The following is a 25916-nucleotide window of genomic DNA, read 5'->3' as shown; positions in this document are numbered from 1 at the left end:
CATCATGAGCGAGCGCACCACGGTCGGCACGGTCGAGGACCTGCACGCCTCGGCCACCCGGCTGACCGGTCTCACCGACTTCGGTGTGGACGACTACACCGAAGCCCTCGGCGTCCTGCTGGATTCGTATCACACCGACGAGCAACTGACACCGCTCGGCAGCAAGGTGTCCCGGGTGTTCCTCCGCGGCGCCCTGGTGGCCCGGCTGCTGAGCGAGGCGGCGTGGAAGCAGAACCCCGGGCACGCGGACGTGCGGATCGAGCGGCCCATCTTCGTGACCGGCCTTCCCCGCACGGGGACGACCGCGCTGCACCGACTGCTCACCGCGGATCCGTCCCATCAGGGCCTGGAGATGTGGCTGACCGAGATGCCGCAACCCCGGCCGCCGCGTGAGACCTGGGAATCGAATCCGGTGTTCCAGAAGATCGAGGAGGGCTTCAGCCGCCACCACATCGAACGCCCCGAATTCATGGGCGTCCACTACATGTCGGCGAGCGAGGTCGAGGAGTGCTGGCAACTGCTGCGGCAGACGTTCAAGTCGATCTCGTACGAGTGCCTGGCGTCGCTCCCGACGTATTCCCGCTGGCTCGAGGGCCAGGACTGGACGAACGCCTATCGGCGGCACAAGAAGAACCTGCAGCTGATCGGACTGCCCGACCGGGACCGCCGCTGGGTGCTGAAGAACCCCAGTCACCTGTTCGCGCTCGACGAACTGCTCGCGGTCTACCCGGACGCCCTGATCGTCCAGACCCACCGGCCGCCGCGCACGATCGTCCCGTCGGTGTGCAGCCTGGCGGAACAGGCGACGGAAGGGTGGTCGGAAAAGTTCCGGGGCAGCGTCATCGGGGAGAGTCAGCTCGAACTGTGGGCCCGGGGGCTCGAGCAGTTCACCGCGGCCCGCGCCCGGCACGACCCCGCCCAGTTCGTCGACGTCGACTACCGGGATTTCGTGGCCGATCCGCTCGGCACCGTCGAGGGGGTCTACACGCACTTCGGGCTCGATCTCGGTGGGCCAGCCCGGGCGGCGATGGAGGCGATGCACGCCGAGAGCCGCAGCGGCGACCGCCGCCCCTCGCACAAGTACACGCTCGAGGAGTTCGGGCTGACGGCCGAGCAGGTGGACGAGAGATTCGCCGATTACCAGTTCAGCGCGTCCAGCTGACCGGATAGTCGAGGATCGACGACGCCGCCCGCGCCGCGATCAGCGGCCTGGGCGACAGCGGCAGGTGGACGACCGGGGGAAGCGGCTCGGGTTCGGGCTCGGGTCGGGGATCCGGTTCGGCTTCCGGTTCCGGCGACCACGTCGTACCGCTGTCGAGGTCGAGAGCGTCGAGCAGCGGTATCAACTCGGCGGCGATCCGGTCGCCCACCTCGGTGAACGCCGACTCGGCCAGACCCACCGGGTCGCTGATGTTCGGCTCCTCGATCGTCCCGTAGTCCCGGCGGGCAACCGCGAGTTCGGCGACGGTGCGGGCCCCGGTTGCGGCGGCGATCCTGCGTGCCTCCCGCAGGGTGAACGTGCAGTGGCTCGTCCCGAGGAGCAGTTCCATCGAACGGTCCCGGATCTGCTCGGCCATCGCGAGGACGAGGTCGGCGCGTTTGATCATCTCGGGCTGCAGGCGGCGCGCCCGGAAGCCGTCGGCGCTCGCACCGAGGCCCTCGATGACGCGGGCGGCGACGGGTTCGATCGGAAAGCCCACGAGGGCGCGGACGCCGGCGCTCTCCGCGGTGAGGTGCGGCAGATCGCGGGCGAGTGCGTACGCGTATGTCAACCGCTCTGCGATCGGCGAGCGGCAGACGTTCCCGCTACAGACGAACAGAACGTGCATGAGGGAACCCTAACCAGCGACTTCGCCCACATGCGAGCCCGATTCCACTGTCCGAGCGGTCTGTTCTTACAGTTCACCCACAGGTGGTGGGTCGTTCATCCACTGGACTCCTCACGGTCACCTCGATTCACGAACACCCGGCACTCCGTCGTCTGCCCACAGCAGACAACTGGCGGTCCTGCGCCGGCGCGGCGGTAGAACTGGAGACATGACCACAGCCGCACTACCCGACCTGAACTACCGCGACCTGTTGGCGGACAGACTGTTTCGCCAGCGCACGATCCTCCTCACCGGCGAGGTGGACGATGCCATGGCCGAGCGCGCCTGCTCCGAACTGGTGCTGCTCGCGGCCGCCGACCCCAAACGCGACATCGTGCTGTACATCAATTCGCCGGGTGGTTCCGTCTTCGCAGGCCTGGCCATCTACGACACGATGAAACTCGTCCCCAACGACGTGGTGACCGTGGCCATGGGTTTCGCCGCCAGCATGGGGCAAGTGCTGCTGTGCTCGGGAACCCACGGCAAGCGGATCAGCCTGGCGCACAGCCGCATCATGATGCACCAGCCCTCGGCAGGAATCGGCGGTACGGCCGTCGACATCGCCATCCAAGCCGAGAGCCTCGAACGGATGAAGCGACAGTCGCAGGAGATCCTGGCCGCGGAGACGGGGCATCCGGTCGAGCAGATCGCCGAGGACAGCGATCGGGATCGGTGGTTCACCGCGGACGAGGCCCGCGACTACGGGATCGTCGACCGCGTCGTGTCCTCGTTCGCGGAGATCGCCCCGCACACCACCGCCCCGAGAATTGGATTGTGAAGCCATGTCCCAATACACCATTCCCCACGTCATCGAACGCACCCCGGCAGGCGAGCGGTCGTTCGACATCTTCAGCCGACTGCTGAACGAGCGGATCGTCTTCCTGGGCACGGAGATCGACGACGGCGTCGCCAATGTCGTGATGGCACAGCTGCTCCACCTGCAGGCGGACAGTTCCGATCAGGAGATCGGGCTGTACATCAACTCCCCCGGCGGCTCCACGACCGCGATGCTCGCCATCTACGACACGATGCAGTTCCTGCGCCCGACCATCGCCACCTACTGCATGGGGCAGGCCGCCTCCGCCGCGGCGGTTCTCCTGGCAGCGGGAACCAAGGGACACCGGCACGTCCTGGCGCACTCCCGGGTACTGCTGCACCAGCCGTCGACGCAGGGCAACGGCACGATCTCCGACCTGGCGCTGCAGGCCGCCGAGATCATGCGGGTTCGTTCGCAGACCGAGGCCATTCTGAGCAAACACACCGGGCAGACCGTCGAACGCCTTCGCCGGGACACGGACCGGGACCGCATCCTCACGGCTCAGGAGGCCATCGACTACGGCCTGGCCGACACGCTCGTCGCGGAGTGACTGCGAAGGCTAGGCGGCGAGCAGGGTGGGCACCTGCCGGTTCGGGTTCCCGGTCGCCGAGTTCCGGTTGGCCGCGCCGAGCCGGCGCCCGGACCGGAACAGCAGGTGTTCGACCGGGAGACCGAGGGCGCCGCATACGGCGCGCAGCATTTCGGAGGACGGCTCCTTCTTCCCGCGCTCGATCTCGGAGAGGTACTGCTTCGACATCCCGACGGCGGCGGCAACGTCCTCGAGGCTCCGGTCCTGGTCCCGGCGCGCCTCGCGGAGCACCCGCCCGTAGAGCTCACGCACCAGCGGTTCCTCCCGCGAGTCCTCGGGAGCGGCCGTAACCAGCGTCAGTCTGCGCTGAGCTTCCATACCTCCGGAGTCTTCCAGACCACGCACCCTGACGCCGCGGCGTTCACCGACAGCGGACAGTCGATCACGACTGATCGAGCAGGTGGTTTCCGAGTAGTTCGTCGACGCGTTCGGCGGCCTCGTCCGGGATCCAGTGGCTCACGCCGCGGAGCACCTCGAATGTGTACGGGGCGTCGACGAATCGGGACGTCAGCTTCGGCCCCACCGGACCGATCGCAGTGTCGCCGTCGCTCCACACGAACAGCGTGGGCACCCGGACCTTCCGGGAGGCAGATCGGGGCGAGATGAACGGCATCGCACGATACCAGTTCAGGGCGCCCCGGGCCCGCGTCCGGTCGCGCATGGGCCCGAGGTCGCGCTTCGCGTCGTCCGGCGACTGGCCGCTGGCGACCAGGGCCCGGTAGCCGAAGCCGTCCGGGGTGAGCACCCGCTCCGGGATCCACGGCAGCTGGAACGCGAACATGTACCAGGACTTCAGGATCTGACGGCTGGTGAGCATCGCCCGCACGAACGCCGCCGGGTGCGGCACCGACAGCGCCGTGAGCGTCCGGACCCGGTCCGGGCGTTCGGCGGCGAGACCCCAGGCCACCGCAGCGCCCCAATCGTGTCCGACCACGTGCGCCGGGCCGAGGCCTGCCCGGTCGATGAGCGCGACGACGTCCGCGATCAGATCCGTGCTGCGGTACGCGCGGCGGGCGCGGGGCCTGGCACCGGGCGAATAGCCTCGCTGGTCCGGGGCCAGGGTGCGGAACCCGCGCCGGTGCAGCAGCGGCGCCAGCGCCTCCCACGACCGCGAGTCCTGCGGAAACCCGTGCAACAGCACCACCGGTGTGCCGTCGATCGGGCCCTCGTCGCGGACGTCGAACACCAGTCCGTCGCGGGTGAACGTGCCGATCCGCTCCGTGCGACTCATCCGACGATCGTCTCACGCTCGCTGCGGTCTGCGGCCGACTCTCCGGCGCGGAGGAAGCGTCCCGTCCTGGTGACCCCGAATCCACCGGCGAATTCGCCGTCGCGGTACACGAGCCTGCCGTTGATCACCGTCGCGACCGCGGCGCCGTCACTGCGGTTCACCATTCGCCGCAACCCGCCGTATTCGGGGACCTCCGCCTCGAACAAACCGTCCACCGTGGCGTCGAGACCCGCCGGGTCGACGACGACCAGATCGGCGCGGTCACCTTCGCGGAGGTGGCCGGCGTCGATGCCGTACCAGTCGGCCAGCTCGCCGGTCAGCCGGTGAACGGCCCGCTCGACGGTCAGGAACGGCTTGCGGTCGGACTGCGCGTCCTTGACCTTCTTCAGCAACCGGATCGGGTAGTTGTAGAACGCCATGTTGCGCAGGTGGGCGCCGGCGTCGCCGAATCCCATCTGCACCCCGGAACTGGCCGCGAGCTTCTTCGCGAACCTGGGGCGATGGTTGGCGATGGTGGTCCGCCACCGCAGGTCGGTGCCGTACTTCACGACGAGATCGAGGTACGCGTCGACCGGGTGCACACCGCCGAGGTCACCCACGGCGCCGAACGTCTTGCCGATCAGCGTCTCGTCAGGGCACCCGACGATTTCGGCGTCGTAGAAGTTGCGGTGCCAGATGCGGGGGCTGAACTTGTTGTCGTAGTCCTTGCGGAACCGGCGTCGGTAGGACTCGTCCTGCAGTAGGGCATTTCGCTCCACCTGGTCCTCGAGGTGCAGTGCCGCCGCGCCGGCGCCGAATTCCTCGAACACCACGAGGTCGATCCCGTCCGCGTAGACGGTGAACGGCACCGGCAGGTGCTGCCACTTGAAATCGGTCTTGGCGAAGCGGTTCAGCAGCGGCGCCGCGGCGAGCATGAAGTACACGATCGGCGGGTAGGCCTTCGAGTCCGCGGCCGACAGCAGCGACGTCTTGAGGGGCTTGCGCCGCCCGAGGCCCGAACTCTCCGTGAAGAATCCGGCGATGTTCGGATGCAGGTTGATTGTCGGTGCGCTCTGCAGGATCTTGCCGCGCTCGCGCAGGATGCGATTGAGGAAGCGGAACTCCTTCCACCGCGCGTACGTGGACGGCAATGAGCGCGAACGGTATTCGTCACCGTCGATCTTGTCGAGTGCGTTCGTCATCGAGGAGAGGCCGAGGAAGCCGGCATCGACGGCGTCGGTGAGCATCGCACCCATCTGCTCGAGTTCGCGCGCGGTCGGCTCGATCCGCTTGTCGGTGCCGCGGCCGAGACCGAGGACGTGGGTGCGGATGTCGGAGTGCCCGATGAACCCGGCGATGTTGGGGCCGAGCGGCAACGACTCGAGTGCCTCGACGTACTCCGCCGGGTTCTGCCAGATCTTGTTTTCCTCCAGGATCCCGAGCACGGAGTCGTGCGGCACGGCCTCGACCCTGCTGAACAGGTCGGCGCACTCGCGCGGCGTCGAATACACGGTGGAGAGGGAGCAGTTTCCGAGGACGACGGTGGTCACGCCGTGTCGTACCGACTCCGGCAAGCCGGGGCTGACGAGCACCTCCGCGTCGTAGTGGGTGTGCACGTCGACGAATCCGGGGAGCACCCACTTGCCTGCGGCGTCGATGACCTCGGTGTCAGGTCCGACGGGCAGCGGGCGGGTCGATGCCCGGACGACGATTCCGTCGCGGATGCCGAGATTGCGTCGCAGCGGCGCGGATCCGGTTCCGTCGAACCACAGCCCACCATTGACGACCACATCGAAATCCGGCATTGTTGCGCTCCTCACACTCGGTATGTGTAACCCGAGGTTACGTATGTGGTTGAGTAAAAGTCAATGGACGGTTCGGGCGATCCTCAATAGAGTGCAGGGGTGGCCGCCGCACCCCGCTCTCCCGAAGATCGGCGCGCGCAGATCCTCGACGTGGCCGTCCGACTCCTCGAGACGGTGCCGTTCGACGACCTCTCGATCGACCAGGTGGCGGCCGAGGCGGGCGTCTCGGCACCACTGCTGTTCCACTACTTCAAGAACAAGCAGGGCTTTCGCAACGCCGTCCTCGAAGCCTCGGCCTCCGAACTGCAGCGGCGGATGACACCCGACGCGACGCTCCCGCTATACGGGCAACTCCGGGCAGGCGTCGAAACGTTCGCGGACGCGGTGATCGAGCACCCCACCATCTATCTCGCGGTCATGCGGATGGCCGGGAGCGGCGACGAGAGGATGCGGCAGATCTACCGCGGCATGCGTCGGACGTTCACCCGGTGGATCGGCGTGTCGCTGGCCGAGTTCGGCGTGCCGACGACGCCCGCGCTCGAGGCCACGATCTCGGGCTGGCAGGCGTTCATGGAGGAGATCGTGCTGTCCTGGCTCGACGAGCCGACCATGGAACGCACCGAGATGATCGACCTCTGCGAACGCGCCTTCTACCACCTGCTTCCCGCAGCAGGCGTCGACGTCGACACACTCGACACGACACGCTGAACCGGATCGCGATCGGAGTCCGGGTTCACAGGAACCTTCCAGCCGCCTCCCAGCCGGGTGACGCCCCCACGCGAGAACGTTGTCAGGACAGCAACTCGCGAAGGGACCACCTGATGACTGCCGTTCTCACTCCGGCTCCGCCACGGAGAACAGAATCGCCCGGCCACCGCGCCGAGTCGGAATCGTGGATCCGCCGGCGCGGTTCCGCACTCGCCGTCACCGCACTACTCGCCGCCACCGCGGCGCTGTACCTGTGGGATCTCACCTCGAGCGGCTACGCCAACAGTTTCTATGCCGCGGCAGCGCAGGCCGGTTCGCAGAGTTGGAAGGCGTGGTTCTTCGGCTCGCTCGACACCTCGAATTTCATCACGGTCGACAAACCGCCCGCGTCGCTGTGGGTGATGGGACTGTCCGGACGGATCTTCGGGTTCTCCAGCGCCAGCCTCCTCGTCCCCCAGGCCCTGATGGGGGTCGGGTCGGTCACCCTCGGCTACGCGGCCGTCACCCGCGTCACGAACAGTGGCGCCGGGTTGATCGCCGGCGCCGTTCTCGCCGCAACTCCCGCGGCCGCCTTGATGTTTCGCTTCGACAACCCCGACGCTTTGCTCGTGCTCCTGATGACCGCGGCCGGATATTTCGTGGTCCGCGCGATCGAGACGGAGACCGGCCGCCGCGCCGCGATGTGGATCACCCTCACCGGGGTCGCGCTCGGCTTCGCGTTCCTCACCAAGATGTTGCAGGGCCTGATGGTGCTGCCCGCGTTCGGTCTGGCCTATCTGGTTGCCGGACATGCCCGGTTGCGGTTTCGCCTGCTGCACCTGGCCGGGGGTGTCGCCGCCGTCGTCGCCGCGGCCGGATGGTGGGTTCTCGCCGTGTGGCTGTGGCCCGCGGACTCGCGCCCCTACATCGGCGGTTCCACCGACAACAGCGTCATGGATCTGGTGCTCGGCTACAACGGACTCGGCCGGATCTTCGGAAACACCGGCGGTGGTGGCGGCGGAATGGCCGGCGGAAGTGCGGGATCGAGTTTCGGCGGGAGCACCGGGCTGGATCGCCTGTTCGGCAGCGAGATGGGCATCGAGATCTCGTGGCTGATCCCGGCGGCGCTGGTCGCCCTGGTCTTCGGGTTGCTCGCCCGTGGACGCGCTCCGCGGACGGACCGCGTGCGGGCCTCCCTGATCGCGTGGGGTGGCTGGTTCCTCGTCACGGGACTGATCTTCAGCTACATGTCCGGCACCATCCACCCGTACTACACGGTGGCGCTCGCCCCCGCGATCGCCGGGATGATCGGCACCGGCGGGTACGCCCTGTGGCAGAAGCGCGGCAGCATTCTCGGACGGTTCGGTCTCGCATTCATGATGGTGGCCGCAGGTGCGTGGGGCTGGGTCCTGTTGCACCGCAACACCGAGTGGATGCCCGCCCTGAAGTGGGTCCTGCTCGCCGGCACCGTTCTCGGCGCCGCCCTGCTCGCGCTCGGCGACGGGAACCGCGTCCGGAAACTCGCCGTCACCGGCGTGCTGCTGGGCTCGCTCGCCGGAATCGGAGGCTCCGCGTCCTACGCGATCGCCACCGCCGCCACCGCGCACAGCGGATCGATCCCCACGGCCGGCCCGTCCGGGGCAGTCACCGATACCGGAATGGGAGGCGGCGGCGGCCGGGCACCCGGCGGTGACATGGCCGGCGGCCAGGCACCGGGCGGTGACATGGGCGGCAACGAGGGTGGGACGAGTTCCGAGCTCACGACGTTGCTCGCCGAGGCAGGCACCACGTGGTCGGCCGCGACCAACGGTTCGCAGAGCGCTGCCACCTATGAACTGGCCGCCGACACCGCGGTGATGGCCATCGGCGGATGGAGTTCCGACCCCACGCCGACACTCGACCAGTTCATCTCCTACGTCGAGAACGGCCAGGTGCACTACTACATCGCCGGTGGTGGTGGGGGTGGTGGTCGCGGCGGCGACAGCACGTCCGGCGCGATCGAGCAGTGGGTGGCCGCCAATTTCACGCCCATCACGGTGGGCGGCACGACCGTGTACGACCTCTCCGGTTACACCGGATAGTTCCCCGTCGAGCACGCGGAGAACCGGCAGGTGCATCACCTGCCGGTTCTCGTCGAGCGAGTGACGGGATTCGAACCCGTGTGAACGGCTTTGCAGGCCGGTACCTCAACCACTCAGTCACACCCGCATCGATGATCACTGTGCCCGGCCGGCGCCGAGGGTGCGAGGGTTGTGCTCACGGTGATTCTGAACCGACACGCCGGGGCGGGAACAAACCACGTGCCCTCGTTGCTGTGTTGCTTCATGACCGACACCGAAGAACGCGCCGCCCCGACCGGCGAGCGGACAACCACTCGGCCCAGCCTTCGGGTGATCCTCGTACTCGGCGCGATGGTGGCCCTCGGCCCCTTCACCATCGACATGTATCTGCCGGCGCTACCGGACATCGGAACCGACCTCGGCGCGTCCTCGTCCGCAGTCCAGCTGACCATCACGGGAACCCTGCTCGGCCTCGCGCTGGGGCAGTTGATCGTCGGACCGCTGGCGGACAGCCTGGGGCGCAGACGCCCCCTCATCGCCGGTATCGGTGTGCACGTCGCCGCGTCCGTGCTCGCGGTGTTCGCGCCGACCGTGGCAGTGCTGGGGGTGCTCCGCGTCTTCCAGGGCATCGGCGCCGCCGCCGCAGCGGTAGTCGCGCTCGCCGTGGTCCGCGACCTGTTCTCGGGGAACACCGTCGCCGTCGTGATGTCGCGGCTGATGCTCGTCCTCGGCGTCGCACCCGTGCTCGCCCCGAGTATCGGCGGGGCGCTCCTCATCGCCCTCGACTGGCGCGGGATCTTCGTCGTCCTCGCCGTGATCGGCACGCTGACGGCGTTGATCGGCGCGTGGGGTCTGACGGAGACGCTGCCGCCGGAGCGTCGTCGCAAGAGCAACCTCGTCGCCGTGCTGGGCACCTACAGGGGCCTGCTCGGGGACCGGGCGTTCATGGTGCTCGCGCTCGTGTCGAGCGTGGCGATGGGATCGCTGTTCTCGTACGTCTCCGGTGCGTCGTTCGTGTTCCAGGACCAGTACGGCCTGGACGAGCAGCAGTTCGCGCTGCTGTTCAGCTCCGGCGCGATCGCCCTGATCGGGGCCTCGCAACTCAACGTCCGCGCCCTCGCGCGCTGGTCACCGCTGCAGATCACGGTGTCGGCCCTCGGCTTCGCGACAGTGGCCGGGCTGGCGCTGATCACCACCGCGCATTTCGAGTTCGGCGGGCTCGTCGGGTTCGTCGTTCCCCTGTGGTTCCTCCTCGGCGGTGTCGGCTTCGTCCTGCCCAATGCCCCGGCCCTGGCCCTCGGCAGGCACGGGGAGGCCGCGGGCACGGCTGCCGCGCTGCTCGGCGCCCTGCAATTCGGTGTCGGCGCCCTGATCGCTCCCCTGGTCGGGGTGCTCGGTAACACCGGCGTCGCGCTTGCGGTCACCATGACCGCGTGCACGGGACTGGGGTTGGTGGCGCTGGCGGCCGCAGCGAAGGCGGAAGCGCGCTGACGACACGCTCGGCAGACTTTCACGGCCCATCACCCGACATGGGATGATCGACGCATGCCACCACCGTCACCACTTCATCTCGACCCCATCGAAGAGGCCCACCGGCAGTGGACCAAGCACGGCTGGGGTGACGTTGCCGACGGCATGGCCGCGGTGACCTCGGTGATGCGCGCCCATCAGATCATGATCGCGCGGGTGGAAGAGGTGCTCAAACCGTCGGGGCTCACGTTCGCCCGGTACGAATTGCTGACACTGCTGACGTTCACGCGCACCGGCGCACTCCCGATGGCGAAGGCCAGCGCGCGCCTTCAGGTTCACCCGACGAGCGTCACCAACGCCGTCGACCGGCTCGAGACGGCGAATCTCGTGCGGCGTGTTCCGCATCCGAGCGACCGTCGGGCGACGCTGATCGAAATCACCGACGCGGGAAGGAAACTGGCAGTCGAGTCCACCGAGCGGCTCAACGCCCAGGTGTTCTCCCGCCCCGGCGTGTCCGGTGACAAGCTCGAACAACTGGTCGCCATCCTCGCCGAACTGCGCCGCGAGGCAGGCGATTTCGACACCGGAGACGCGCCCACCAAGTGGTGAAGCACCACTGTCGCCCCGCACCTGGTCCGGTGCGGGGCGACAGTCGTTTCAGGGCTTTCAGCGGTGCTTGAAGACGGGCGAACGCTTCTCGACGAACGCCGCCATCCCTTCCTTCTGATCTTCGGTGGCGAACGTCGAGTGGAACACCCGGCGCTCGAAGCGGACGCCCTCGGTGAGCGTGGTTTCGAAGGAGCGGTTCACCGCTTCCTTCGCCATCATCGCGACCGGGAGGGACATCTCGGCGATGGTGGTCGCCGTCTGCAGCGCCTCGTCCAGGAGGTCGGCGGCGGGCACGATCCGCGACACCAGCCCGGCGCGTTCAGCCTCCTCGGCGTCCATGTTCCGGCCGGTCAGGCACAGTTCCATGGCCTTGGCCTTGCCCACGGCGCGGGTCAGTCGCTGGGAGCCGCCGATGCCGGGGATGACACCGAGTTTGATCTCCGGCTGACCGAACTTCGCGGTGTCGGCGGCGATCAGGATATCGCAGAGCATCGCCAGTTCGCACCCGCCGCCGAGGGCGTAGCCCGCGACGGCAGCGATGGTGGGCTTGCGGGCCGCGGCGAGGCGATCCCACGCGGCGAAGAAGTCGTCCAGGTAGACGTCCATATACGACTTGGGCTGCATCTCCTTGATGTCGGCGCCCGCCGCGAAGGCCCGGTCGGAGCCGGTGATCAGGATGGCTCCGATCTCCGAATCCTTCTCCAACTCCTCGACCGCCGACACGACCTCGCGCATCAGCTCGGAGTTCAATGCGTTGAGCGCCTTCGGACGGTTGAGGGTGATGATCCCCACCCGGCCCTTGCGCTCCAGGAGGATGGTCTCGAAGTCGGTCACTGCTCTCCCTCGGTGGAACGTTCGCGGATGTCGTTGATGATGGCCGAGAAGTCCTGGCCACCACCGCCGGCGGCATGGAACCGGCTGTACAGTTCGGCGGCGCGGAGCCCGAGTTCGGCCTCGACGCCGTTGGTCTTCAGCGCGTTCGCGGCGAGACCGAGATCCTTGTCCATCAGCGCCGCGGCGAAGCCCGGCTGGTAGTCGTTGTTGGCCGGGCTCGTCGGAACCGGTCCGGGCACAGGACAGTTGGTGGTGAGCGCCCAGCACTGACCCGACGCGTTGGATGCGACGTCGAACAGGGCCTGGTTGCTCAGGCCCAGCTTCTCGCCGAGGACGAACGCCTCGCTGACGGCGATCATCGACACACCGAGGATCATGTTGTTGCAGATCTTCGCGGCCTGACCGTTGCCCGGGTCGCCGCAGTGGACGACCTTCTTGCCCATCACGTCGAGCAGCGGCTTCGCGGCCTCGAAGTCGTCCGCCGTGCCGCCGACCATGAACGCGAGAGTTCCCGCGGTGGCGCCGACGACGCCACCGGAGACGGGTGCGTCCACCGAGCGGTGTCCGGCCTCGACGGCCTCGTCGTGCGCGGCCCGGGCGTCCGCCACGTCGATGGTGGACGAGTCGATGAACAGGGTCCCCGGTTTCGCGGCGGGCAGGATCTCCGCGTAGAGCCCGAGAACGTGCTTGCCGCTCGGCAGCATCGTGATCACGACGTCCACCTCGCGTACGGCATCGACGGCCGAATCGGCGACAGTGACACCGTCTTTCACTGCCTGCTCGAGTGCGGCGGGGGCGAGGTCGAAGCCGACCACCGTGTGTCCCGCCTTGACGAGGTTGGCCGCCATGGGGCCACCCATGTGGCCGAGTCCCAGAAATCCGACGGTAGTGCTCATAGCAGTCCCTCCTGGACGCGTGTGGCTGATGGTTCAGTGCTGCGGTTGCGGGGCCGTCAGGCCGAGTTCGAGGTCGCCGAGGGGGGTGAAGAATGTTGCGACGGCGTCGTCGGTCACGTCGTCGATGGAGGCGGGTGACCAGTGCGGGTTGCGGTCCTTGTCGACGACCTGCGCCCGGATCCCCTCGACCAGATCGGCCGAGCCCAGGCAGGCCACCGACACCCGGAACTCCTCGTTCAGCACTTCTTCGAGGCTGGCCGCCACCCGGGCCCGGCGCAGCGACGCCAGGGTGACCGCGCACGCGGTCGGCGACTTCGCCAGCACCTGCTCGGCCGCCTTCGCCGCCTCCGGGACCCCACTGCCCTGCAGGCGGGCCACGATCTCGGCGACGCTGTCCGCGGAATATGCGGCGTCGATCCACGCCTGCTGCGCCAGCAGGTCCGATTCCGGGGCCGGTTCGGTGAACGCGGCCAACGCCTCCTCCACCGACGTGGTCGACAGAGCCTCGACGAACTGTCCGATCCTGGCGGACGGGATGAAGTGGTCGGCGAACCCGCACGCGATCGCATCCCCGGCACTGAGGCGGGCCGTGGTGAGCGCGATGTGGGTGCCCAACTCCCCCGGGGACCGGGCCAACAGGTAGGTGCCGCCGACGTCGGGGACGAACCCGATCCCGGTCTCGGGCATCCCGATCATCGACCGCTCGGTCACGATCCGCACACTGCCGTGCGCCGACACCCCGACCCCGCCGCCCATCACGATGCCATCCATCACCGCCACATACGGCTTCGGGTAGTTCGCGATGGCGGCGTTGAGGATGTACTCGTCCCGCCAGAACTCCCGCGACCCCGTGCCACCCTCCTTGGCGTCGTGGTAGATCGAGACGATGTCCCCGCCCGCGCACAGCCCGCGTTCCCCGGCGCCGGTGATCAGCACCGCGCGCACTTCGTCGTCCCCGGCCCACGCCGCCAACGCCGCGGCGATCCGCGCCACCATGGCGTGGTTGAGGGCGTTGATCGCCTTCGGCCGGTTCAACACGATCCGGCCCACACCGCCGCTCTTGTTGATCAGAACCTCGTCCACCGCTGTTCCCGCGTCGCTCATGCCGCTCCCTGCTTCCCGTGTCCCGCGATGATGCTGCGGGCGATGACCACCCGCATGATCTCGTTGCTGCCCTCGAGGATCTGATGCACCCGCAGGTCGCGGACGATCTTCTCGATCCCGTACTCGGCAAGATAGCCGTACCCGCCGTGCAGCTGCAGCGCCTTGTTCGCGACCTCGAACCCGGTGTCGGTGGCGAACCGCTTCGCCATCGCACACAACTCCACCACGTCCGGGGCACCCTCCTCCAACGCGGCCGCCGCCCGCCACAACAGGGTGCGGGCCGCCTCCAGCTCCGTGCGCATGTCCGCCAGCTGGAACTGCAACGCCTGCGAGTCGAGCAACGACGACCCGAACGCCTTCCGGTCCGCCAGATACGCCACCGCCTTATCCAACGCGGTCTGCGCCCCACCGACCGAGCAGGCGGCGATGTTGAGCCGGCCCCCGTTCAGGCCGGCCATCGCGATCCGGAACCCGCCGCCCTCGTCGCCGAGCAGGTTGCCCGCCGGCACCCGCACATCCTCGAAGATCACCTGCCGGGTCGGCTGGGCGTTCCAGCCCATCTTCACCTCGTTCGGCCCGAACGACAGCCCCGGTGAGTCCTTCGGGACGATGAACGCCGAAATCCCGCGCGGCCCGCCCTCCCCGGTGCGGGCCATCACCACATACACCTCCGAGGTGCCGGCCCCGGAAATGAACTGCTTGACCCCGTTGAGCACGTAGTCGTCGCCGTCGCGGACCGCCCTGGTGCTCAGCGCCGCCGCATCGGAGCCGGCGCCGGGTTCGGTGAGGCAGTAACTGCCCAGCTGATCCATCGCGCACAACCCCGGCACCCAGGCGCGGCGCTGCTCCTCGGTGCCGAACCGGTCGATCATCCAGGTGACCATGTTGTGGATGGAAATGTAGGCGGCGATCGACGGACAGCCCTTCGCCAACTGCTCGAAGATGCGGGCCGCATCGACCCGGGTCAGCTCGGAGCCGCCCACGTCCTCGCGGATGTAGATCCCGCCCATCCCGAGCGAGGCCGCCTTCCGCAGCACATCGACGGGGAAATGCTTGGCCTGATCCCATTCCACCGCATGCGGCGCCAGATGCTCGGCCGCGAAATCACGGGCCGTGTCACTGATCGCCCGCTCGTCATCGGTCAAGGTGAACATGGAGATCCGTTCAGTTCATGGTGGGGATGACGAAGTGGTTGGTCTCTTCCTTCTTGCCCGAGGGCCAACGCTGCGTCACGGTCTTGGTCTTGGTGTAGAAGCGGAAGGAGTCAGGACCGTGCTGGTTCAGGTCGCCGAAGCCGGAACGCTTCCAGCCGCCGAACGTGTGGTACGCGATCGGTACCGGGATCGGCACGTTGACGCCGACCATGCCGACGTTCACCCGGTTCGTGAAGTCGCGGGCCGTGTCGCCGTCGCGGGTGAAGATGGCGACGCCGTTGCCGTACTCGTGCTCGGTGGGCAGGCGGAGCGCCTCCTCGTAGTCCGCCGCGCGGGCAACCAGCAGGACGGGTCCGAAGATCTCTTCCTTGTAGACGCGCATGTCGGTGGTGACCTTGTCGAACAGGGTCGCGCCGGCGAAGAAGCCGTTCTCGTGGCCCTCGAGGGTGAAGCCGCGGCCGTCGATCACGGCCTCCGCGCCCTCATCGATGCCGATCTGGATGTAGTTGTTCACCCGCTCGAGGGCGTCCTTGCTGACCAGCGGACCGAAGTCGGCGGACTCGTCGTCGCTGCGGCCGATCGTGAGCTTGCCGACCCGCTCGGTCAGCTTCGCGACCAGCGCATCCGCCGTCTCCTCGCCCACCGGCACGGCGACGGAAATGGCCATGCACCGCTCACCCGCGGAGCCGTAACCAGCGCCGATGAGGGCGTCTGCCACCTCGTCGAGGTCGGCGTCGGGCATGATGATCGCGTGGTTCTTCGCGCCACCGAAGCATTGTGCGCGCTTGCCGTGGGCCGCGGCGGTCTCGTAGATGTACTGCGCGATCGGGGTGGACCCGACGAACCCGACAGCCTTGACGCGGTCGTCGGTGAGCAGGACGTCCACCACTTCCTTGTCACCGTTGACCACGTTGAACACACCCGCGGGCAGACCGGCCTCGAGGAACAGTTCGGCCAGGCGCAGCGGCACCGAGGGGTCGCGCTCGGACGGCTTGAGGATGAAGGCGTTGCCGGCGGCCAGCGCGGGACCGGCCTTCCACAGCGGGATCATGGCCGGGAAGTTGAAGGGTGTGATGCCGGCGACGACGCCGAGCGGCTGACGCATGGAGTACACGTCGATCCCGGTTCCGGCGGATTCCGTGTACTCGCCCTTGAGCAGGTGAGGAGCGCCGAGGGCGAACTCGATGACCTCGAGTCCGCGCTGGATGTCGCCCTTCGCGTCGGGGATCGTCTTGCCGTGCTCGGACGACAGGAGGCGCGCCAGCGAATCCATCTCCTCCTGCACGAGCTGGAGGAACTTCATCAGGACGCGTGCCCGCTTCTGCGGGTTGAACAGCGCCCATTCGCGCTGAGCTTCCACCGCGTTCGCGATGATCGCCTCCGTCTCGGCCTTGTCTGCGAGAGGCACACGCGCCTGCACCTCACCGGTGTTGGGGTCGTAGACGTCGCCGAACTTGTTGGAGGCACCGGGGACGCGCTTGCCGCCGACGAAGTGGGATAGCTCTTGAACCATTGTGCGAACCCGTTCCTTGTTCGATGATGAGGGAGTTCCGAATATGTGCTCATCCTATAGTTGGATGTCCATGTATGTCCACCATACGATCGGAACATGCAGATTCACTCTCCCGAGGAGCTGAACTTCCTCCGCATCCTGCAGACCAACCCGTACATCACCACGATCCTGGACCGTGCACCCCAACTCGGCCTCTCGGACTGGCACCTCACCGCAGGCGCCGTATTCCAGACGGTCTGGAACCACCTCGACGGCCGCGACCCGCAGTCGGGGATCAACGACTACGACCTCTTCTACTTCGACGACACCGACCTCGGCCACGACGCCGAAGACGACGTCATCCGCCGAGCCGACGCACTGTTCGGCGACCTCGATGTGCGCGTCGAAGTCAGAAACGAAGCGCGTGTGCATATTTGGTACGAAAACCACTTCGGCGTGCCCTCGACACCCTTCACCGACTGCACGATCCCGTCCTCGCTCCGCGTGAGGTGTACGAATCCAAAGCTGCCCGGTGGCAGAAGGAATGGCCCCATTTGACCGTGGTGCCGTGGCCGGAGTAAGCAGTCAGTGCTTTCGCACGACGTGCTCGGGCTTGCCCGGTTTCCAGATGGTGATATCCATGTGGCCGTCGCCGACCTCCACCGCCGAGCCGCCGATCAGGTCGGCTCGGTAGCAGTGATCGAATTCCTGCCCCCGGATGTCGAACCCGGTCTCGTCGAACAGTGCCTGCGCGAAACGCTGATGCAGGGCCTTGTCCTGGACGTCGTCGACGACACCCCACAGTTTTGCGTCACCCTCCTTCACCTCGGTGTCGACGGTCGCCGTGTGCAGGCAGAAGCGCGGATCCCGTGCCAGATCACGGAATTTCGTGGTGTTCGGCATTCCGGCGATCCACAACTGATTCTCGAAAAATCTCGGCTCGACCGGGCTGATCCGCGGAAACCCGTCGGAGCGAAGCGTGCCGAGCATGCACAGGTTCTTGGTCGCCGCGTGCCTGCGGGAGAAGATAGCGGCAATCCGCGGAGCAGCTTCGGCGAACTCATTCCAGCTGGCCATGCACACGACCCTACGACGAATCCCATGGCCGCCGGGTCAAGACGCCCGCAATTGTGCGATCAGGATCGCCTCGATCTCCGACCGCCGCGCCGCGGACGGCAGTCGTGGGGCCGCGGACCGGTAGTGATGCCCCGTCGGGGTACCGAGGTCGAAGAGATGCGTTCGGCCATGCCTCCTGACGGGGCGCGCGGTCCAGCCGTCGCCTTCCTTCGCGTAGTTGCACGCCGCGCACAACCCGGCCCCATTGTGTGCCGTGGTGGCGCCCTTGTTGCGGCTCGAGAGAATGTGATCGTGATGGCGGATCGGGGCGTCACACCACGGCGTCCGACACGTGCGGTCCCGGAGGTCGATCAGCTTCGCGAGACTTTTCGGGAACGTCCGCGCCTGCGATTCCATCGCCGTCAACGACCCCGACACCGGGCACGAGTAGATCAACCGCAACGTGGTTTCGGTCTCCAAACCCACCGCGTCCGCCACCAACCGGCGCGCGATCCCCGCCGGCACCGGCCCGAACCCCGCCAGATCCGCCGCCTCACTCTCACCCGCCAGCAGTGCTTCGTCGGAGATCACCAGGTTCACCGCCACCGGCACACCATTGGCGACCGATGCCCCGGTGCCGCGGTCGAACAACAGATCCGCCATCACCTGATTCCGAGTGCGGCCACCGCTGTTCCCGGTGGCGATGAGACTGTCCGCATCCCGCCCCAACGTCGCCTGCAAACACACGGCCTGTTCCATCGGCAACAGCACACTCAGATACGCCATCGAATCCGGCGCCGGCCGCATCGTGACCCGCCGCTCGGAGACGGCCTTGCGGTACCGGGCCACGACCGCGGCCGCGTCGAGTTCCACCGCCAGGGCCTTCGCCTTCGCGACCAGGCCGCGGTCCCCGACCCCGTCGAGACTGTTCGGGTCCGAACACAACCGGCGATCCACCACCGCGCGATCCGCCGCCGACAGACACGCTGTTTCCCGCACCAGCAGCGTGGCGCGCCACTCGTTCAACCGGCCCGACCGCAACAACGCCAACGTGTGCGGCATCTCGTGCACCACCGCCCGAGCGAACCCCAGATGCCGGCCGCCGCGGTTCGGGGATTCCCTGCGCGCCAACGCAATCTGTGAGGCGATACCGCGGTCCCACTCCGTCCGCGGCAACCGCCGGGCCTTCCGGTCCTCCCGCATGCACGTGGCGACATCGTCGGTGACGACCGCCTGCACCGCGCACCCCACTGACTTCAACGACTCCACCGCGTCGATCCACTCGATCCCCAACCCGGGATCACCACTCGCAGAAACCACACGAAGCCGCGCCGTGAACGCCCGCAACTCCTCCAGATCCGGTGCCCCCACATCCCCCACGACCAGCCTCCCCCGAGGTTGTTCGAAACTTTGTTCGATTCTAGCAGCCTGACCGGACCACAGGCAATGGCCGAAAGTTCAGATACCCAGTGCCACAGCGGCTGCGATGGCGAGGGTTTCGTCGACGGCGTCGTAATCGCCGGTCCCACCGCCGGGACCGCCGCTGTCGGCGACGGTGCGGCGGCCGGACAGGTGTACGGCGTCGACACCGGTCCCCGCGACCGCGGCGATGTCGTCGACGCGAATCCCGCCACCTGCCATCACCTGGATCCGCCCGTGTGCGTGGGCGACCATGGCCGACAGGGCGTCGAGGCCGTCGATGCAGCGGGGCGCTCCGCCCGAGGTGAGGACGCGGATGATGCCCGACCGCGCGAGCGCATCGAGGGCAGTCGCCCTGTCGTCGACGACGTCCATCGCACGATGGAACGTCACCTCCACCGCGTACGGGTCGATGCCGTCGAGCAGGCGGGCCAGCGCGTCGCGGTCGACGGCCATGCCTGGCGTGAGCGCACCGACGACGACGCCGGATGCGCCCGCGCCCACCGCGGCACGGATGTCGCGGGCCATGACCGCGATCTCGTCGGCGTCGTAGGCGAATCCGCCGGGCCGGCACCGGATCAGCGGGTGTACCGCGATCCCCTGGGCCACAACGGCTTCGATCATGCCGATGCTCGGTGTCAGTCCGCCGGTCGCGCCGAGTGCGGTGCACAACTCGACACGCGTTGCTCCGGCGCGCCGTGCGATCCGGGCGCCCGCGACGTCCTGGACCGCCAGTTCGAGTACGGGTGCCATCTAGAACAACTGCCAGGAAGGCTTGTGTTCCAGTGCGTACCGGTAGTAGTCGGCGAGTTGCAGTTTGCTCGCCGCGGCCTCGTCGATGACGACGGTCACGTGCGGGTGCAGTTGCATCACCGACGCCGGGCAGAACGCAGCGAGCGGACCTTCGGCGGCGGCGGCGATCGCTTCGGCCTTGCCCTTGCCGAACGCGATCATCACCAGGTGCCGGGCTTCGCTGATGGTGCCCAGCCCCTGGGTGAGGACGTGGTGCGGGACGTCGTCCACGCTGTCGAAGAACCGCGCGTTGTCGAGTCGGGTCTGCTCGGTGAGGGTCTTGACGCGGGTGCGTGAGGTCAGTGCGGAACCCGGCTCGTTGAACCCGATGTGGCCGTCGGTTCCGATGCCGAGCAGTTGCACGTCGACGCCACCCGCCTCGGCGATGGCCGCGTCGTATCGTGCGCCTTCCTCGGCGATGGTGGGCGATTCGCCGTTCGGGCTGAGCACCCGCTCGGGATCGAGGTTGACGTGGTCGACGAACTCCGAGCGGATCACCGAGAAGTACGACTGATCGTGACTTTTCGGCAGCCCGACGTACTCGTCGAGGAGGAAGGCCCGCGCGTCCGTGAAGTCCAGCCCGGACTCGCGGTGCCGTCGCGCGAGTTCGCGGTAGCTTCCGAGCGGGGACGACCCGGTGGCGAGGCCCAGTGTCGCCGGACCGCGTCGGACGTACCTCTCGACGATGTCCGCGACGGTCGTGCTCACCTCCGACGGCGTCGGCCGGATTACGATTTCCATGCGAGTCCTTCCGTTCCGGCGGGCATTCCGCCGGAAAACACGCCACGCGGGCGCAGTTGGTGATCGGTCACGACGATATCTGCGCGGAAGCCCGGGGCCAGGGTGCCGCGTTCGGATTCCAGGCCGAGCAGCCGGGCCGGGGTCCTGGTGGCGGACGCGACGGCGTCGACGAGTCCGACGCCGCTGTCGACAACGGTGGTGCGCACGACATCCAGTAGTCGTGCGGTGCCGCCCGCGATGGCCCCCTCGGATCCGTCGGCGGTCGCGAGCCGGGCCACCCCGTGCGAGACGCGCACGTCCAGTGGCCCGAGTTGGTAGTCGCCGTCCGAGACACCGGCGGCGGCCATGGCGTCGCTGACGAGGACGATCTGGTCCGGTCCGACGGCGTCGAACACCATCGACACGGTCTCGGGCGCGAGATGCACTCCGTCCGCGATCAATTCGACGACGATGTCGCCGCGACCGGCTGCGGCGAGAAACGCGGCCACCGGCCCCGGCGCGCGGTGGTGCAGCGGCGGCATCGCGTTGAACAGGTGTGTGGCGGTCAGCGGCCCGCCGGCGGCGTCGGCGATCCGTGCGGACGTCGTCGCTGCATCGGTGTCGGTGTGGCCGAGGCTCGGTAACACGCCGCGCCGGCGCATCGCGGTGAGAAGCTCGCCGAAGTGCGCGGTCTCCGGTGCGAGCGTCATCGACCGGACGGTGCCACGCGCGGCGTCGCAGATCCGCTCGAACAGGCCGGGGTCGCCGGGCACCACGGACGCGGGATCCTGCGCACCGCAGCGGGCACCGGAGATGAACGGGCCCTCCAGGTGGATCCCGAGGAGGTCACGGCGTTCCACCAGGTCGGCGAGGATTCCGGCCTGCCGGAGCAGATCCTGCTCCCCCGCCGAGACCAGGCTCCCGAGCAGTCCGGTGGTGCCGTGCCCGCGGTGATGGTCCGCGGCCAGCCTCGCCCCGTCGGCGTCGGCGTTCGGAAAGCCTGCGCCTGCGCCGCCGTGGCAGTGCAGGTCGATCAGGCCCGGCAGCAGTATCGACGAAGTCGGGTCCGGCAGCGGCACCTGCCCGCGGTACTGCGACGCGGAACCGACCCAGGAGATTCGGTCGCCGTCGGTGACGACCACGCCGTCGGCGAGGACGCCGTCCTCCACGACGGCCCTGCCCCGCAGGATCATCGGGGTGCCCCGGACGCAAGAGCCGCGACTGCCGACCGTGCGGCCTGCGGTGACTGTGCGCTGCGCGCGGCGACGGCCATCTCCCGGCACCGGTCGAGGTCGGTGACGGCCAGACGGGCACGGACGGCGCCCAGCGATGGGGCCACCATGGACAGGCTCGTGACGCCCGACCCGACCAGCACGGGCGCCAGCACTGGATCGGACGCGGCCTCCCCGCAGACGCCGACAGGTGTGCCCGCCTCCGCTCCGGCCGCACCGACCAGGCCGATCAGGTCCAGGACCGCGGGCTGCCACGGGTCGAGCAGTGCGGCGAGGCCGCCGGCCATCCGGTCGGCAGCGCACGTGTACTGGCTCAGGTCGTTGGTTCCGATACTGACGAAGTCGAGATGTTCGAGCAGATCGCGGGCGCGCAGGGCGGCCGAGGGGATCTCGATCATCGCCCCGACCTTCGCGATGCCGCGGGACCGGGCGAGTGCGGCGAATCCCTCCGCCTCTCCCGCCGTGGCGACCATCGGGGCCATCACCCACAGGTCCGCGCCGGTGGCGGAGGCCGCGACCCCGAGCGCTTCCAGTTGGGTGGCCAGGACGTCCGGGAAGACGGTGCCGACCCGCAGCCCCCGCACACCGAGTGCCGGGTTCTCCTCGGTGCCCAGGTCGAGGAACGGCAGTGGTTTGTCGGATCCGGAATCGAGTGTCCGGACCACCACCTTCCGTCCGGCGAACCGCTCCAGCACGGAGGTGTACGTGGCGATCTGCTCGTCGAGGGTGGGCGCGGTCTGCCTGCCGAGGTAGAGGAACTCGGTGCGGAACAGTCCGACGCCCTCCGAATCCGCGGCGGCGGCGCGCACGGCGTCGTCGACGGTGCCGATGTTGACGAGCAGCCCGACCGGTGCGCCGTCCCGGGTGCGGCCCGGCCCACTCGTGGCCGCGACCCGCGCCCGGGCCTCGGCGATCCGTGTCGACACCTCCGACTGCCGACGTTCGCCGGGGTCGACGACGACCTCGCCCGTGGTGCCGTCGAGCACCACCGGTCTCCCCTCGATCAATCGGTCGAGGTCGGCGCAGCTCACGATCGCGGGCAGGCCGAGCGATTTCGCCAGTATCGCAGTGTGACTCGTGGGCCCGCCCTCCGCAGTGAGCAGGCCCACCACGTCGCTGCCGCCGAGCATCGCGGTGTCCGCGGGCGACAGGTCCCGGGCAACGAGAACGAACGGGTATCCGGGGTCGGGGATTCCGGGCATCGGCACTCCCGACAGCACCGCGACCGCACGATGTCCGAGGTCGCGCAGGTCCGCGACGCGCTCGGCCATGTACCCCCCGAGTGCCTCGAGTGTGACGCAGTAACCCTCGAACGCGACGCTCACGGCGTGCGCCGTCGGCATGCCGCCGCGAAGGTTCTCCTCGGCGGCGGACACGATTCCCGGGTCGCGGGCCATCGCCGCCGACACGAGCAGGATCTCGTACGCGACGCCGTCCACCTGCGCGGCGCGGGCCTCGAGGTCGCCGGACACCGTCGCGAGGGCGTCCCGCACCCGGGCGATCTCCGCTGGGACCGATTCGCCGACAGGGTCTTCGGCGGACGTCTCGACCGGCGTCCCGAACGCGAGCCAGGGCGCGCAGACCAGCCCCGGACTCACCCCGAGTCCGTGCACTACCTGTTCCGTGGTCGTCGGCATCAGGCGGCGTCGAGGTCGGAGGCGAGCAGGTCGGCGAGGCGGTCGAGGGCCTCCTCGCTGCCCTCCCCTTCCGCGGTGATCGTCACCTCGGTACCGAATGCGGCGCCGAGGGTCATGACCGCGAGCATGCTGCCCGCGTCCACCGGCGCCGACTCGCCGACGGCGATCTGCACCGGGACCGGCACGGCCGCGGCGGCCTGGGTGAACTTCGCGGCGGGGCGGGCGTGCAGGCCCACCTTCGAACCGATGAGGACCGTTCGTGAAGCCATGCTCACTGACCTGCCTTTTCCGTGTCGGTGTCGGTGTCGGTGTCCGCGTCGTCCTCCCGGCCGGGAGTGCGCAGGTTCCATTTCTTGATGACGAAGCTGAACAGGACGTAATAGATCACCGCGTACCCGAGCCCGATGGGGATCAGCATCCACGCGTTGGTGGCCTTGCCGAAGTTGAGGACGTAGTCGAAGAAGCCTGCGGAGAACGTGAATCCGTCATGGATGCCGAGCGCGTTGACCAGGGCCATCGAGGTGCCGGTGAGGAACGCGTGGATCAGGTACAGCGGCCAGGCGACGAACATGAACGCGAATTCGAGGGGCTCGGTGATCCCGGTGAGGAACGCCGTCAGCGCGGTGGACAGCATGATGCCGCCCACGACCTTCTTCTGCGAGGGCCGGGCGTTGCGCCAGATCGCCAGTGCTGCAGCGGGAAGCGCGAACATCATGATCGGGAAGAAGCCGGTCATGAAGATGCCGGCGCTCGGGTCGCCGGCGAAGAACCGGTTGAGGTCGCCGCGGACGAGTTCTCCGCTCGCGTTCTGGTAGTCGCCGACGAGGAACCACACGGTGGAGTTCAGGATGTGGTGCAGTCCGGTCGGGATGAGCAGGCGGTTGGCCATGCCGTAGACGCCGCCACCGATCACCGAGTTCTCGGCGACCGTCTCGCCCACCCACGTCAGGGCGGAGTTGAACGCCGGGTACAGGAACGCCATGAGGACGCCGACGACGAGACCGGTGACGGCGGTGAGGATGGGAACGAGCCTGCGCCCGTTGAAGAATCCGAGGTAGTCGGGCAGTTTGGTGCGGTAGAACCGCTGCCACAGGATGGCGGACAGCAGACCCATCACGATGCCCGCGAGGACACCGTAGTTGATCAGCGCCTGGTCGCCGTTCGGATCGGTCTTGCCTTCCAGGACGACCGGGGACATGGCCTCGAACACGCCGTTGATGACCATGTATCCGACCACGGCGGCCAGGGCGGTGGAACCGTCGGCCTTCTTGGCCCAGCCGATGGCGATGCCCACCGCGAAGATGAGGGGCAGCCAGGTGAATACGGCCTGGCCGGCCGCGGAGATGACGGACGCGGCGGTGTGCATCGAGTCGAATCGTCCGAGGAGGTCGTCCTGGCCGAGTCGCAGCAGGATGCCGGCCGCGGGTAGTACCGCGATCGGCAGCATCAGGCTGCGCCCGAGGCGCTGTAACCCGGCAAACACCGCTGATTCCTTTTTCGGGCTGTCTACGACAGTCATATCGGCCTTCTCTGTGCGCGTCGGTCGCCGAATCGGCGTCTGGTGAGTCCCGAAACCGGTGGCGGCGAGCGCGTCGTACGGCTTCGGGAAAACTATTGTGGACCAGCACCCCCAACGGGTACTGTCCGGTCATAACCAGTTGCTAGTTTGACCAGGTGAGCACAGGATGTCAACAGGCAAATGTGATCCAGCTAACTCATTCCTCACCATCACCTGCAGCGCAAACACGAACTACGAGGGAGAACCGATGTCCAAAGCGGACGCAATCATCAGCGGCCTCGGCGGTGCCGACAACATCGTCGAGATCGAGGCCTGCATCACCCGGCTGCGCACCGAGGTCAAGGACGGCGCCAAGGTCGACGAGGCCGCGCTCAAGGCCGCAGGCGCCCACGGGGTGTTGAAGGCGGGCAGCGTCGTCCAGGTCATCGTCGGCCCCGAGGCGGACACCCTGGCCGAGGACATCGAGGACATCCTGTGAGCCTGTCCGTGCAGGCACCACTGCCCGGTCGGGTGCTCGCCCTGGCCGATGTGCCCGACCCCGTATTCGCCGGACAGATGGTGGGTTCCGGAGTCGCGATCGAGCCGGCACGCGACCGCGGCGCCCTCGACGTGCTCGCGCCGATCTCGGGCAAGATCCTCAAACTGCACCCGCACGCATTCGTCATCCTGGGCTCGGCGGGCGGCGGCGTGCTGGTGCACCTGGGAATCGACACCGTGAAGCTGAAGGGCGAGGGGTTCACCCTGCTCGCGGCGGAGGGCGACGAGGTCGACGCCGGCGACCCCGTGGTGCGGTTCGATCCGACCGAGATCGACGGCACCGGGTACTCCGCCGTCTGCCCGATCGTGGTGATGGATTCCAAGCCGGATTCGGTGTCCACCGACACCATCGGGTCCGACGTGACCACCGGCGACGTCCTGTTCGCCTGGGCGGCGCAGTAGTAGCAGG

Annotated in this window: 27 protein-coding genes and 1 tRNA gene; 10 read left to right on the top strand and 18 right to left on the bottom strand. The window is 68.1% G+C overall.

The annotated features are described in order from the left end of the window. The first annotated feature begins 4 nt into the window (after window positions 1-4). Window positions 5-1162, top strand: a complete 1158-nt coding sequence (locus BLV94_RS39650; RefSeq protein WP_072946044.1) for a sulfotransferase family protein — start codon at window positions 5-7, stop codon at window positions 1160-1162. Here BLV94_RS39650 and BLV94_RS39645 read toward each other — a convergent pair. Continuing rightward, window positions 1146-1829 (bottom strand): arsenate reductase/protein-tyrosine-phosphatase family protein, encoded by a 684-nt coding sequence (locus BLV94_RS39645; RefSeq protein WP_072946043.1) that lies wholly within the window; start codon window positions 1827-1829, stop codon window positions 1146-1148. The genes BLV94_RS39650 and BLV94_RS39645 overlap by 17 nt on opposite strands. A 208-nt stretch (window positions 1830-2037) precedes the next feature. Here BLV94_RS39645 and BLV94_RS39640 point away from each other — a divergent pair, with 208 nt between their 5' ends. Together BLV94_RS39640 and BLV94_RS39635 are read left to right on the top strand one after the other, a co-directional pair. Beyond that, window positions 2038-2646, top strand: coding sequence for a ClpP family protease (locus BLV94_RS39640; protein ID WP_005568279.1), 609 nt, complete (start codon window positions 2038-2040; stop codon window positions 2644-2646). A gap of 4 nt (window positions 2647-2650) precedes the next feature. Beyond that, the gene (locus tag BLV94_RS39635) at window positions 2651-3235 is read left to right on the top strand and encodes an ATP-dependent Clp protease proteolytic subunit (protein ID WP_072946042.1); all 585 of its coding nucleotides are present in this window, start codon (window positions 2651-2653) and stop codon (window positions 3233-3235) included. A 9-nt stretch (window positions 3236-3244) separates the two neighbouring features. On the opposite strand, the gene BLV94_RS39630 is transcribed toward BLV94_RS39635, so the two are convergent. The 3 genes from BLV94_RS39630 to BLV94_RS39620 all read right to left on the bottom strand — a co-directional run bounded on the left by BLV94_RS39630 (window position 3245) and on the right by BLV94_RS39620 (window position 6289). Next, window positions 3245-3592: a helix-turn-helix domain-containing protein gene (locus BLV94_RS39630; protein ID WP_072946041.1), complete on the bottom strand. Its 348-nt coding sequence runs from the start codon at window positions 3590-3592 to the stop codon at window positions 3245-3247. A gap of 64 nt (window positions 3593-3656) precedes the next feature. Next, on the bottom strand, window positions 3657-4505 hold the full coding sequence (locus BLV94_RS39625) for an alpha/beta fold hydrolase (protein WP_072946040.1): 849 nt from the start codon (window positions 4503-4505) through the stop codon (window positions 3657-3659). Beyond that, window positions 4502-6289, bottom strand: a complete 1788-nt coding sequence (locus BLV94_RS39620) for an N-acyl-D-amino-acid deacylase family protein (RefSeq protein WP_072946039.1) — start codon at window positions 6287-6289, stop codon at window positions 4502-4504. Before BLV94_RS39620 ends, BLV94_RS39625 begins: the two co-directional genes overlap by 4 nt. Window positions 6290-6388: 99 nt before the next feature. On the opposite strand from BLV94_RS39620, the gene BLV94_RS39615 reads away from it, so the two are divergent. Both BLV94_RS39615 and BLV94_RS39610 read left to right on the top strand, forming a co-directional pair. Continuing rightward, entirely contained in the window at window positions 6389-6997 is a 609-nt protein-coding gene (locus tag BLV94_RS39615; protein ID WP_072946037.1) for a TetR/AcrR family transcriptional regulator, read from the top strand. Window positions 6998-7110: 113 nt separating this feature from the next. Further along, on the top strand, window positions 7111-9057 hold the full coding sequence (locus tag BLV94_RS39610; protein WP_174705531.1) for an ArnT family glycosyltransferase: 1947 nt from the start codon (window positions 7111-7113) through the stop codon (window positions 9055-9057). Between the two features lie 55 nt (window positions 9058-9112). Here BLV94_RS39610 and BLV94_RS39605 read toward each other — a convergent pair. Further along, window positions 9113-9184: transfer RNA gene (locus BLV94_RS39605), tRNA-Cys, on the bottom strand. A gap of 92 nt (window positions 9185-9276) precedes the next feature. Between BLV94_RS39605 and BLV94_RS39600 the strand changes: the two genes are divergently transcribed. Both BLV94_RS39600 and BLV94_RS39595 read left to right on the top strand, forming a co-directional pair. Continuing rightward, complete coding sequence (locus tag BLV94_RS39600; RefSeq protein ID WP_072946172.1) at window positions 9277-10527, top strand: multidrug effflux MFS transporter; 1251 nt, start codon at window positions 9277-9279, stop codon at window positions 10525-10527. 54 nt (window positions 10528-10581) lie between these two features. Next, the gene (locus BLV94_RS39595) at window positions 10582-11115 is read left to right on the top strand and encodes a MarR family winged helix-turn-helix transcriptional regulator (protein WP_072946034.1); all 534 of its coding nucleotides are present in this window, start codon (window positions 10582-10584) and stop codon (window positions 11113-11115) included. Between the two features lie 57 nt (window positions 11116-11172). Here BLV94_RS39595 and BLV94_RS39590 read toward each other — a convergent pair whose 3' ends face one another. Genes BLV94_RS39590 through BLV94_RS39570 form a run of 5 tightly spaced genes read right to left on the bottom strand, consistent with a single transcriptional unit; the run spans window position 11173 to window position 16616 of the window. Next, window positions 11173-11949 carry an enoyl-CoA hydratase gene (locus BLV94_RS39590; RefSeq protein WP_072946032.1) on the bottom strand — a complete coding sequence of 259 codons (777 nt, stop codon included), beginning with the start codon at window positions 11947-11949 and terminating at the stop codon, window positions 11173-11175. After that, a complete protein-coding gene (mmsB, locus tag BLV94_RS39585) occupies window positions 11946-12845 on the bottom strand; it encodes a 3-hydroxyisobutyrate dehydrogenase (protein ID WP_072946029.1) in 900 nt (299 codons plus the stop codon). The genes BLV94_RS39590 and mmsB overlap by 4 nt, the downstream gene beginning before the upstream one ends. Before the next feature lie 33 nt (window positions 12846-12878). Then, entirely contained in the window at window positions 12879-13949 is a 1071-nt protein-coding gene (locus tag BLV94_RS39580) for an enoyl-CoA hydratase/isomerase family protein (protein ID WP_072946026.1), read from the bottom strand. Continuing rightward, the gene (locus BLV94_RS39575; RefSeq protein WP_072946024.1) at window positions 13946-15103 is read right to left on the bottom strand and encodes an isobutyryl-CoA dehydrogenase; all 1158 of its coding nucleotides are present in this window, start codon (window positions 15101-15103) and stop codon (window positions 13946-13948) included. The genes BLV94_RS39580 and BLV94_RS39575 overlap by 4 nt, the downstream gene beginning before the upstream one ends. A 10-nt stretch (window positions 15104-15113) precedes the next feature. After that, entirely contained in the window at window positions 15114-16616 is a 1503-nt protein-coding gene (locus BLV94_RS39570; RefSeq protein WP_072946022.1) for a CoA-acylating methylmalonate-semialdehyde dehydrogenase, read from the bottom strand. A gap of 96 nt (window positions 16617-16712) precedes the next feature. Here BLV94_RS39570 and BLV94_RS39565 point away from each other — a divergent pair, with 96 nt between their 5' ends. Then, window positions 16713-17153: a nucleotidyltransferase family protein gene (locus BLV94_RS39565; RefSeq protein ID WP_244163765.1), complete on the top strand. Its 441-nt coding sequence runs from the start codon at window positions 16713-16715 to the stop codon at window positions 17151-17153. 27 nt (window positions 17154-17180) lie between these two features. Here BLV94_RS39565 and BLV94_RS39560 read toward each other — a convergent pair whose 3' ends face one another. The 8 genes from BLV94_RS39560 to BLV94_RS39525 all read right to left on the bottom strand — a co-directional run bounded on the left by BLV94_RS39560 (window position 17181) and on the right by BLV94_RS39525 (window position 24970). Then, window positions 17181-17672, bottom strand: a complete 492-nt coding sequence (locus BLV94_RS39560; protein ID WP_072946019.1) for a pyridoxamine 5'-phosphate oxidase family protein — start codon at window positions 17670-17672, stop codon at window positions 17181-17183. 36 nt (window positions 17673-17708) lie between these two features. Further along, the gene (locus BLV94_RS39555) at window positions 17709-19031 is read right to left on the bottom strand and encodes an HNH endonuclease signature motif containing protein (RefSeq protein ID WP_174705530.1); all 1323 of its coding nucleotides are present in this window, start codon (window positions 19029-19031) and stop codon (window positions 17709-17711) included. Between the two features lie 78 nt (window positions 19032-19109). After that, entirely contained in the window at window positions 19110-19823 is a 714-nt protein-coding gene (locus tag BLV94_RS39550) for a copper homeostasis protein CutC (RefSeq protein WP_072946014.1), read from the bottom strand. Then, window positions 19824-20603, bottom strand: a complete 780-nt coding sequence (gene nagB, locus BLV94_RS39545; protein WP_072946011.1) for a glucosamine-6-phosphate deaminase — start codon at window positions 20601-20603, stop codon at window positions 19824-19826. Further along, window positions 20591-21775 carry an N-acetylglucosamine-6-phosphate deacetylase gene (locus tag BLV94_RS39540; protein WP_072946009.1) on the bottom strand — a complete coding sequence of 395 codons (1185 nt, stop codon included), beginning with the start codon at window positions 21773-21775 and terminating at the stop codon, window positions 20591-20593. Before BLV94_RS39540 ends, nagB begins: the two co-directional genes overlap by 13 nt. Then, on the bottom strand, window positions 21772-23451 hold the full coding sequence (gene ptsP / locus BLV94_RS39535; protein WP_072946007.1) for a phosphoenolpyruvate--protein phosphotransferase: 1680 nt from the start codon (window positions 23449-23451) through the stop codon (window positions 21772-21774). The genes BLV94_RS39540 and ptsP overlap by 4 nt, the downstream gene beginning before the upstream one ends. Continuing rightward, the gene (locus tag BLV94_RS39530; protein ID WP_083395816.1) at window positions 23451-23726 is read right to left on the bottom strand and encodes an HPr family phosphocarrier protein; all 276 of its coding nucleotides are present in this window, start codon (window positions 23724-23726) and stop codon (window positions 23451-23453) included. The genes ptsP and BLV94_RS39530 overlap by 1 nt, the downstream gene beginning before the upstream one ends. Then, window positions 23723-24970: a PTS transporter subunit EIIC gene (locus BLV94_RS39525; protein ID WP_072946003.1), complete on the bottom strand. Its 1248-nt coding sequence runs from the start codon at window positions 24968-24970 to the stop codon at window positions 23723-23725. Before BLV94_RS39525 ends, BLV94_RS39530 begins: the two co-directional genes overlap by 4 nt. A 166-nt stretch (window positions 24971-25136) precedes the next feature. On the opposite strand from BLV94_RS39525, the gene BLV94_RS39520 reads away from it, so the two are divergent. Then, on the top strand, window positions 25137-25448 hold the full coding sequence (locus BLV94_RS39520; protein WP_143051459.1) for a PTS sugar transporter subunit IIB: 312 nt from the start codon (window positions 25137-25139) through the stop codon (window positions 25446-25448). Beyond that, window positions 25445-25909 (top strand): PTS sugar transporter subunit IIA, encoded by a 465-nt coding sequence (locus tag BLV94_RS39515; RefSeq protein WP_072946000.1) that lies wholly within the window; start codon window positions 25445-25447, stop codon window positions 25907-25909. The genes BLV94_RS39520 and BLV94_RS39515 overlap by 4 nt, the downstream gene beginning before the upstream one ends. Window positions 25910-25916 lie beyond the last annotated feature (7 nt).

The organism is Rhodococcus koreensis (genome assembly GCF_900105905.1).
Lineage (GTDB): Bacteria > Actinomycetota > Actinomycetes > Mycobacteriales > Mycobacteriaceae > Rhodococcus_F > Rhodococcus_F koreensis.
Note: the sequence above shows the minus strand (reverse complement) of the source record. Positions and strands in the feature narration are given on the sequence as shown.

What these genes read in the sequence shown, in the direction of transcription:
- BLV94_RS39650 (WP_072946044.1), top strand. Translation starts at nt 5, where the DNA reads ATGAGCGAGCGCACCACGGTCGGCACGGTCGAGGACCTGCACGCCTCG.
- BLV94_RS39645 (WP_072946043.1), bottom strand. Translation starts at nt 1,829, where the DNA reads ATGCACGTTCTGTTCGTCTGTAGCGGGAACGTCTGCCGCTCGCCGATC.
- BLV94_RS39640 (WP_005568279.1), top strand. Translation starts at nt 2,038, where the DNA reads ATGACCACAGCCGCACTACCCGACCTGAACTACCGCGACCTGTTGGCG.
- BLV94_RS39635 (WP_072946042.1), top strand. Translation starts at nt 2,651, where the DNA reads ATGTCCCAATACACCATTCCCCACGTCATCGAACGCACCCCGGCAGGC.
- BLV94_RS39630 (WP_072946041.1), bottom strand. Translation starts at nt 3,592, where the DNA reads ATGGAAGCTCAGCGCAGACTGACGCTGGTTACGGCCGCTCCCGAGGAC.
- BLV94_RS39625 (WP_072946040.1), bottom strand. Translation starts at nt 4,505, where the DNA reads ATGAGTCGCACGGAGCGGATCGGCACGTTCACCCGCGACGGACTGGTG.
- BLV94_RS39620 (WP_072946039.1), bottom strand. Translation starts at nt 6,289, where the DNA reads ATGCCGGATTTCGATGTGGTCGTCAATGGTGGGCTGTGGTTCGACGGA.
- BLV94_RS39610 (WP_174705531.1), top strand. Translation starts at nt 7,111, where the DNA reads ATGACTGCCGTTCTCACTCCGGCTCCGCCACGGAGAACAGAATCGCCC.
- BLV94_RS39595 (WP_072946034.1), top strand. Translation starts at nt 10,582, where the DNA reads ATGCCACCACCGTCACCACTTCATCTCGACCCCATCGAAGAGGCCCAC.
- mmsB (WP_072946029.1), bottom strand. Translation starts at nt 12,845, where the DNA reads ATGAGCACTACCGTCGGATTTCTGGGACTCGGCCACATGGGTGGCCCC.
- BLV94_RS39580 (WP_072946026.1), bottom strand. Translation starts at nt 13,949, where the DNA reads ATGAGCGACGCGGGAACAGCGGTGGACGAGGTTCTGATCAACAAGAGC.
- BLV94_RS39575 (WP_072946024.1), bottom strand. Translation starts at nt 15,103, where the DNA reads ATGTTCACCTTGACCGATGACGAGCGGGCGATCAGTGACACGGCCCGT.
- BLV94_RS39570 (WP_072946022.1), bottom strand. Translation starts at nt 16,616, where the DNA reads ATGGTTCAAGAGCTATCCCACTTCGTCGGCGGCAAGCGCGTCCCCGGT.
- BLV94_RS39565 (WP_244163765.1), top strand. Translation starts at nt 16,713, where the DNA reads ATGCAGATTCACTCTCCCGAGGAGCTGAACTTCCTCCGCATCCTGCAG.
- BLV94_RS39560 (WP_072946019.1), bottom strand. Translation starts at nt 17,672, where the DNA reads ATGGCCAGCTGGAATGAGTTCGCCGAAGCTGCTCCGCGGATTGCCGCT.
- BLV94_RS39550 (WP_072946014.1), bottom strand. Translation starts at nt 19,823, where the DNA reads ATGGCACCCGTACTCGAACTGGCGGTCCAGGACGTCGCGGGCGCCCGG.
- nagB (WP_072946011.1), bottom strand. Translation starts at nt 20,603, where the DNA reads ATGGAAATCGTAATCCGGCCGACGCCGTCGGAGGTGAGCACGACCGTC.
- BLV94_RS39540 (WP_072946009.1), bottom strand. Translation starts at nt 21,775, where the DNA reads ATGATCCTGCGGGGCAGGGCCGTCGTGGAGGACGGCGTCCTCGCCGAC.
- ptsP (WP_072946007.1), bottom strand. Translation starts at nt 23,451, where the DNA reads ATGCCGACGACCACGGAACAGGTAGTGCACGGACTCGGGGTGAGTCCG.
- BLV94_RS39525 (WP_072946003.1), bottom strand. Translation starts at nt 24,970, where the DNA reads ATGACTGTCGTAGACAGCCCGAAAAAGGAATCAGCGGTGTTTGCCGGG.
- BLV94_RS39520 (WP_143051459.1), top strand. Translation starts at nt 25,137, where the DNA reads ATGTCAACAGGCAAATGTGATCCAGCTAACTCATTCCTCACCATCACC.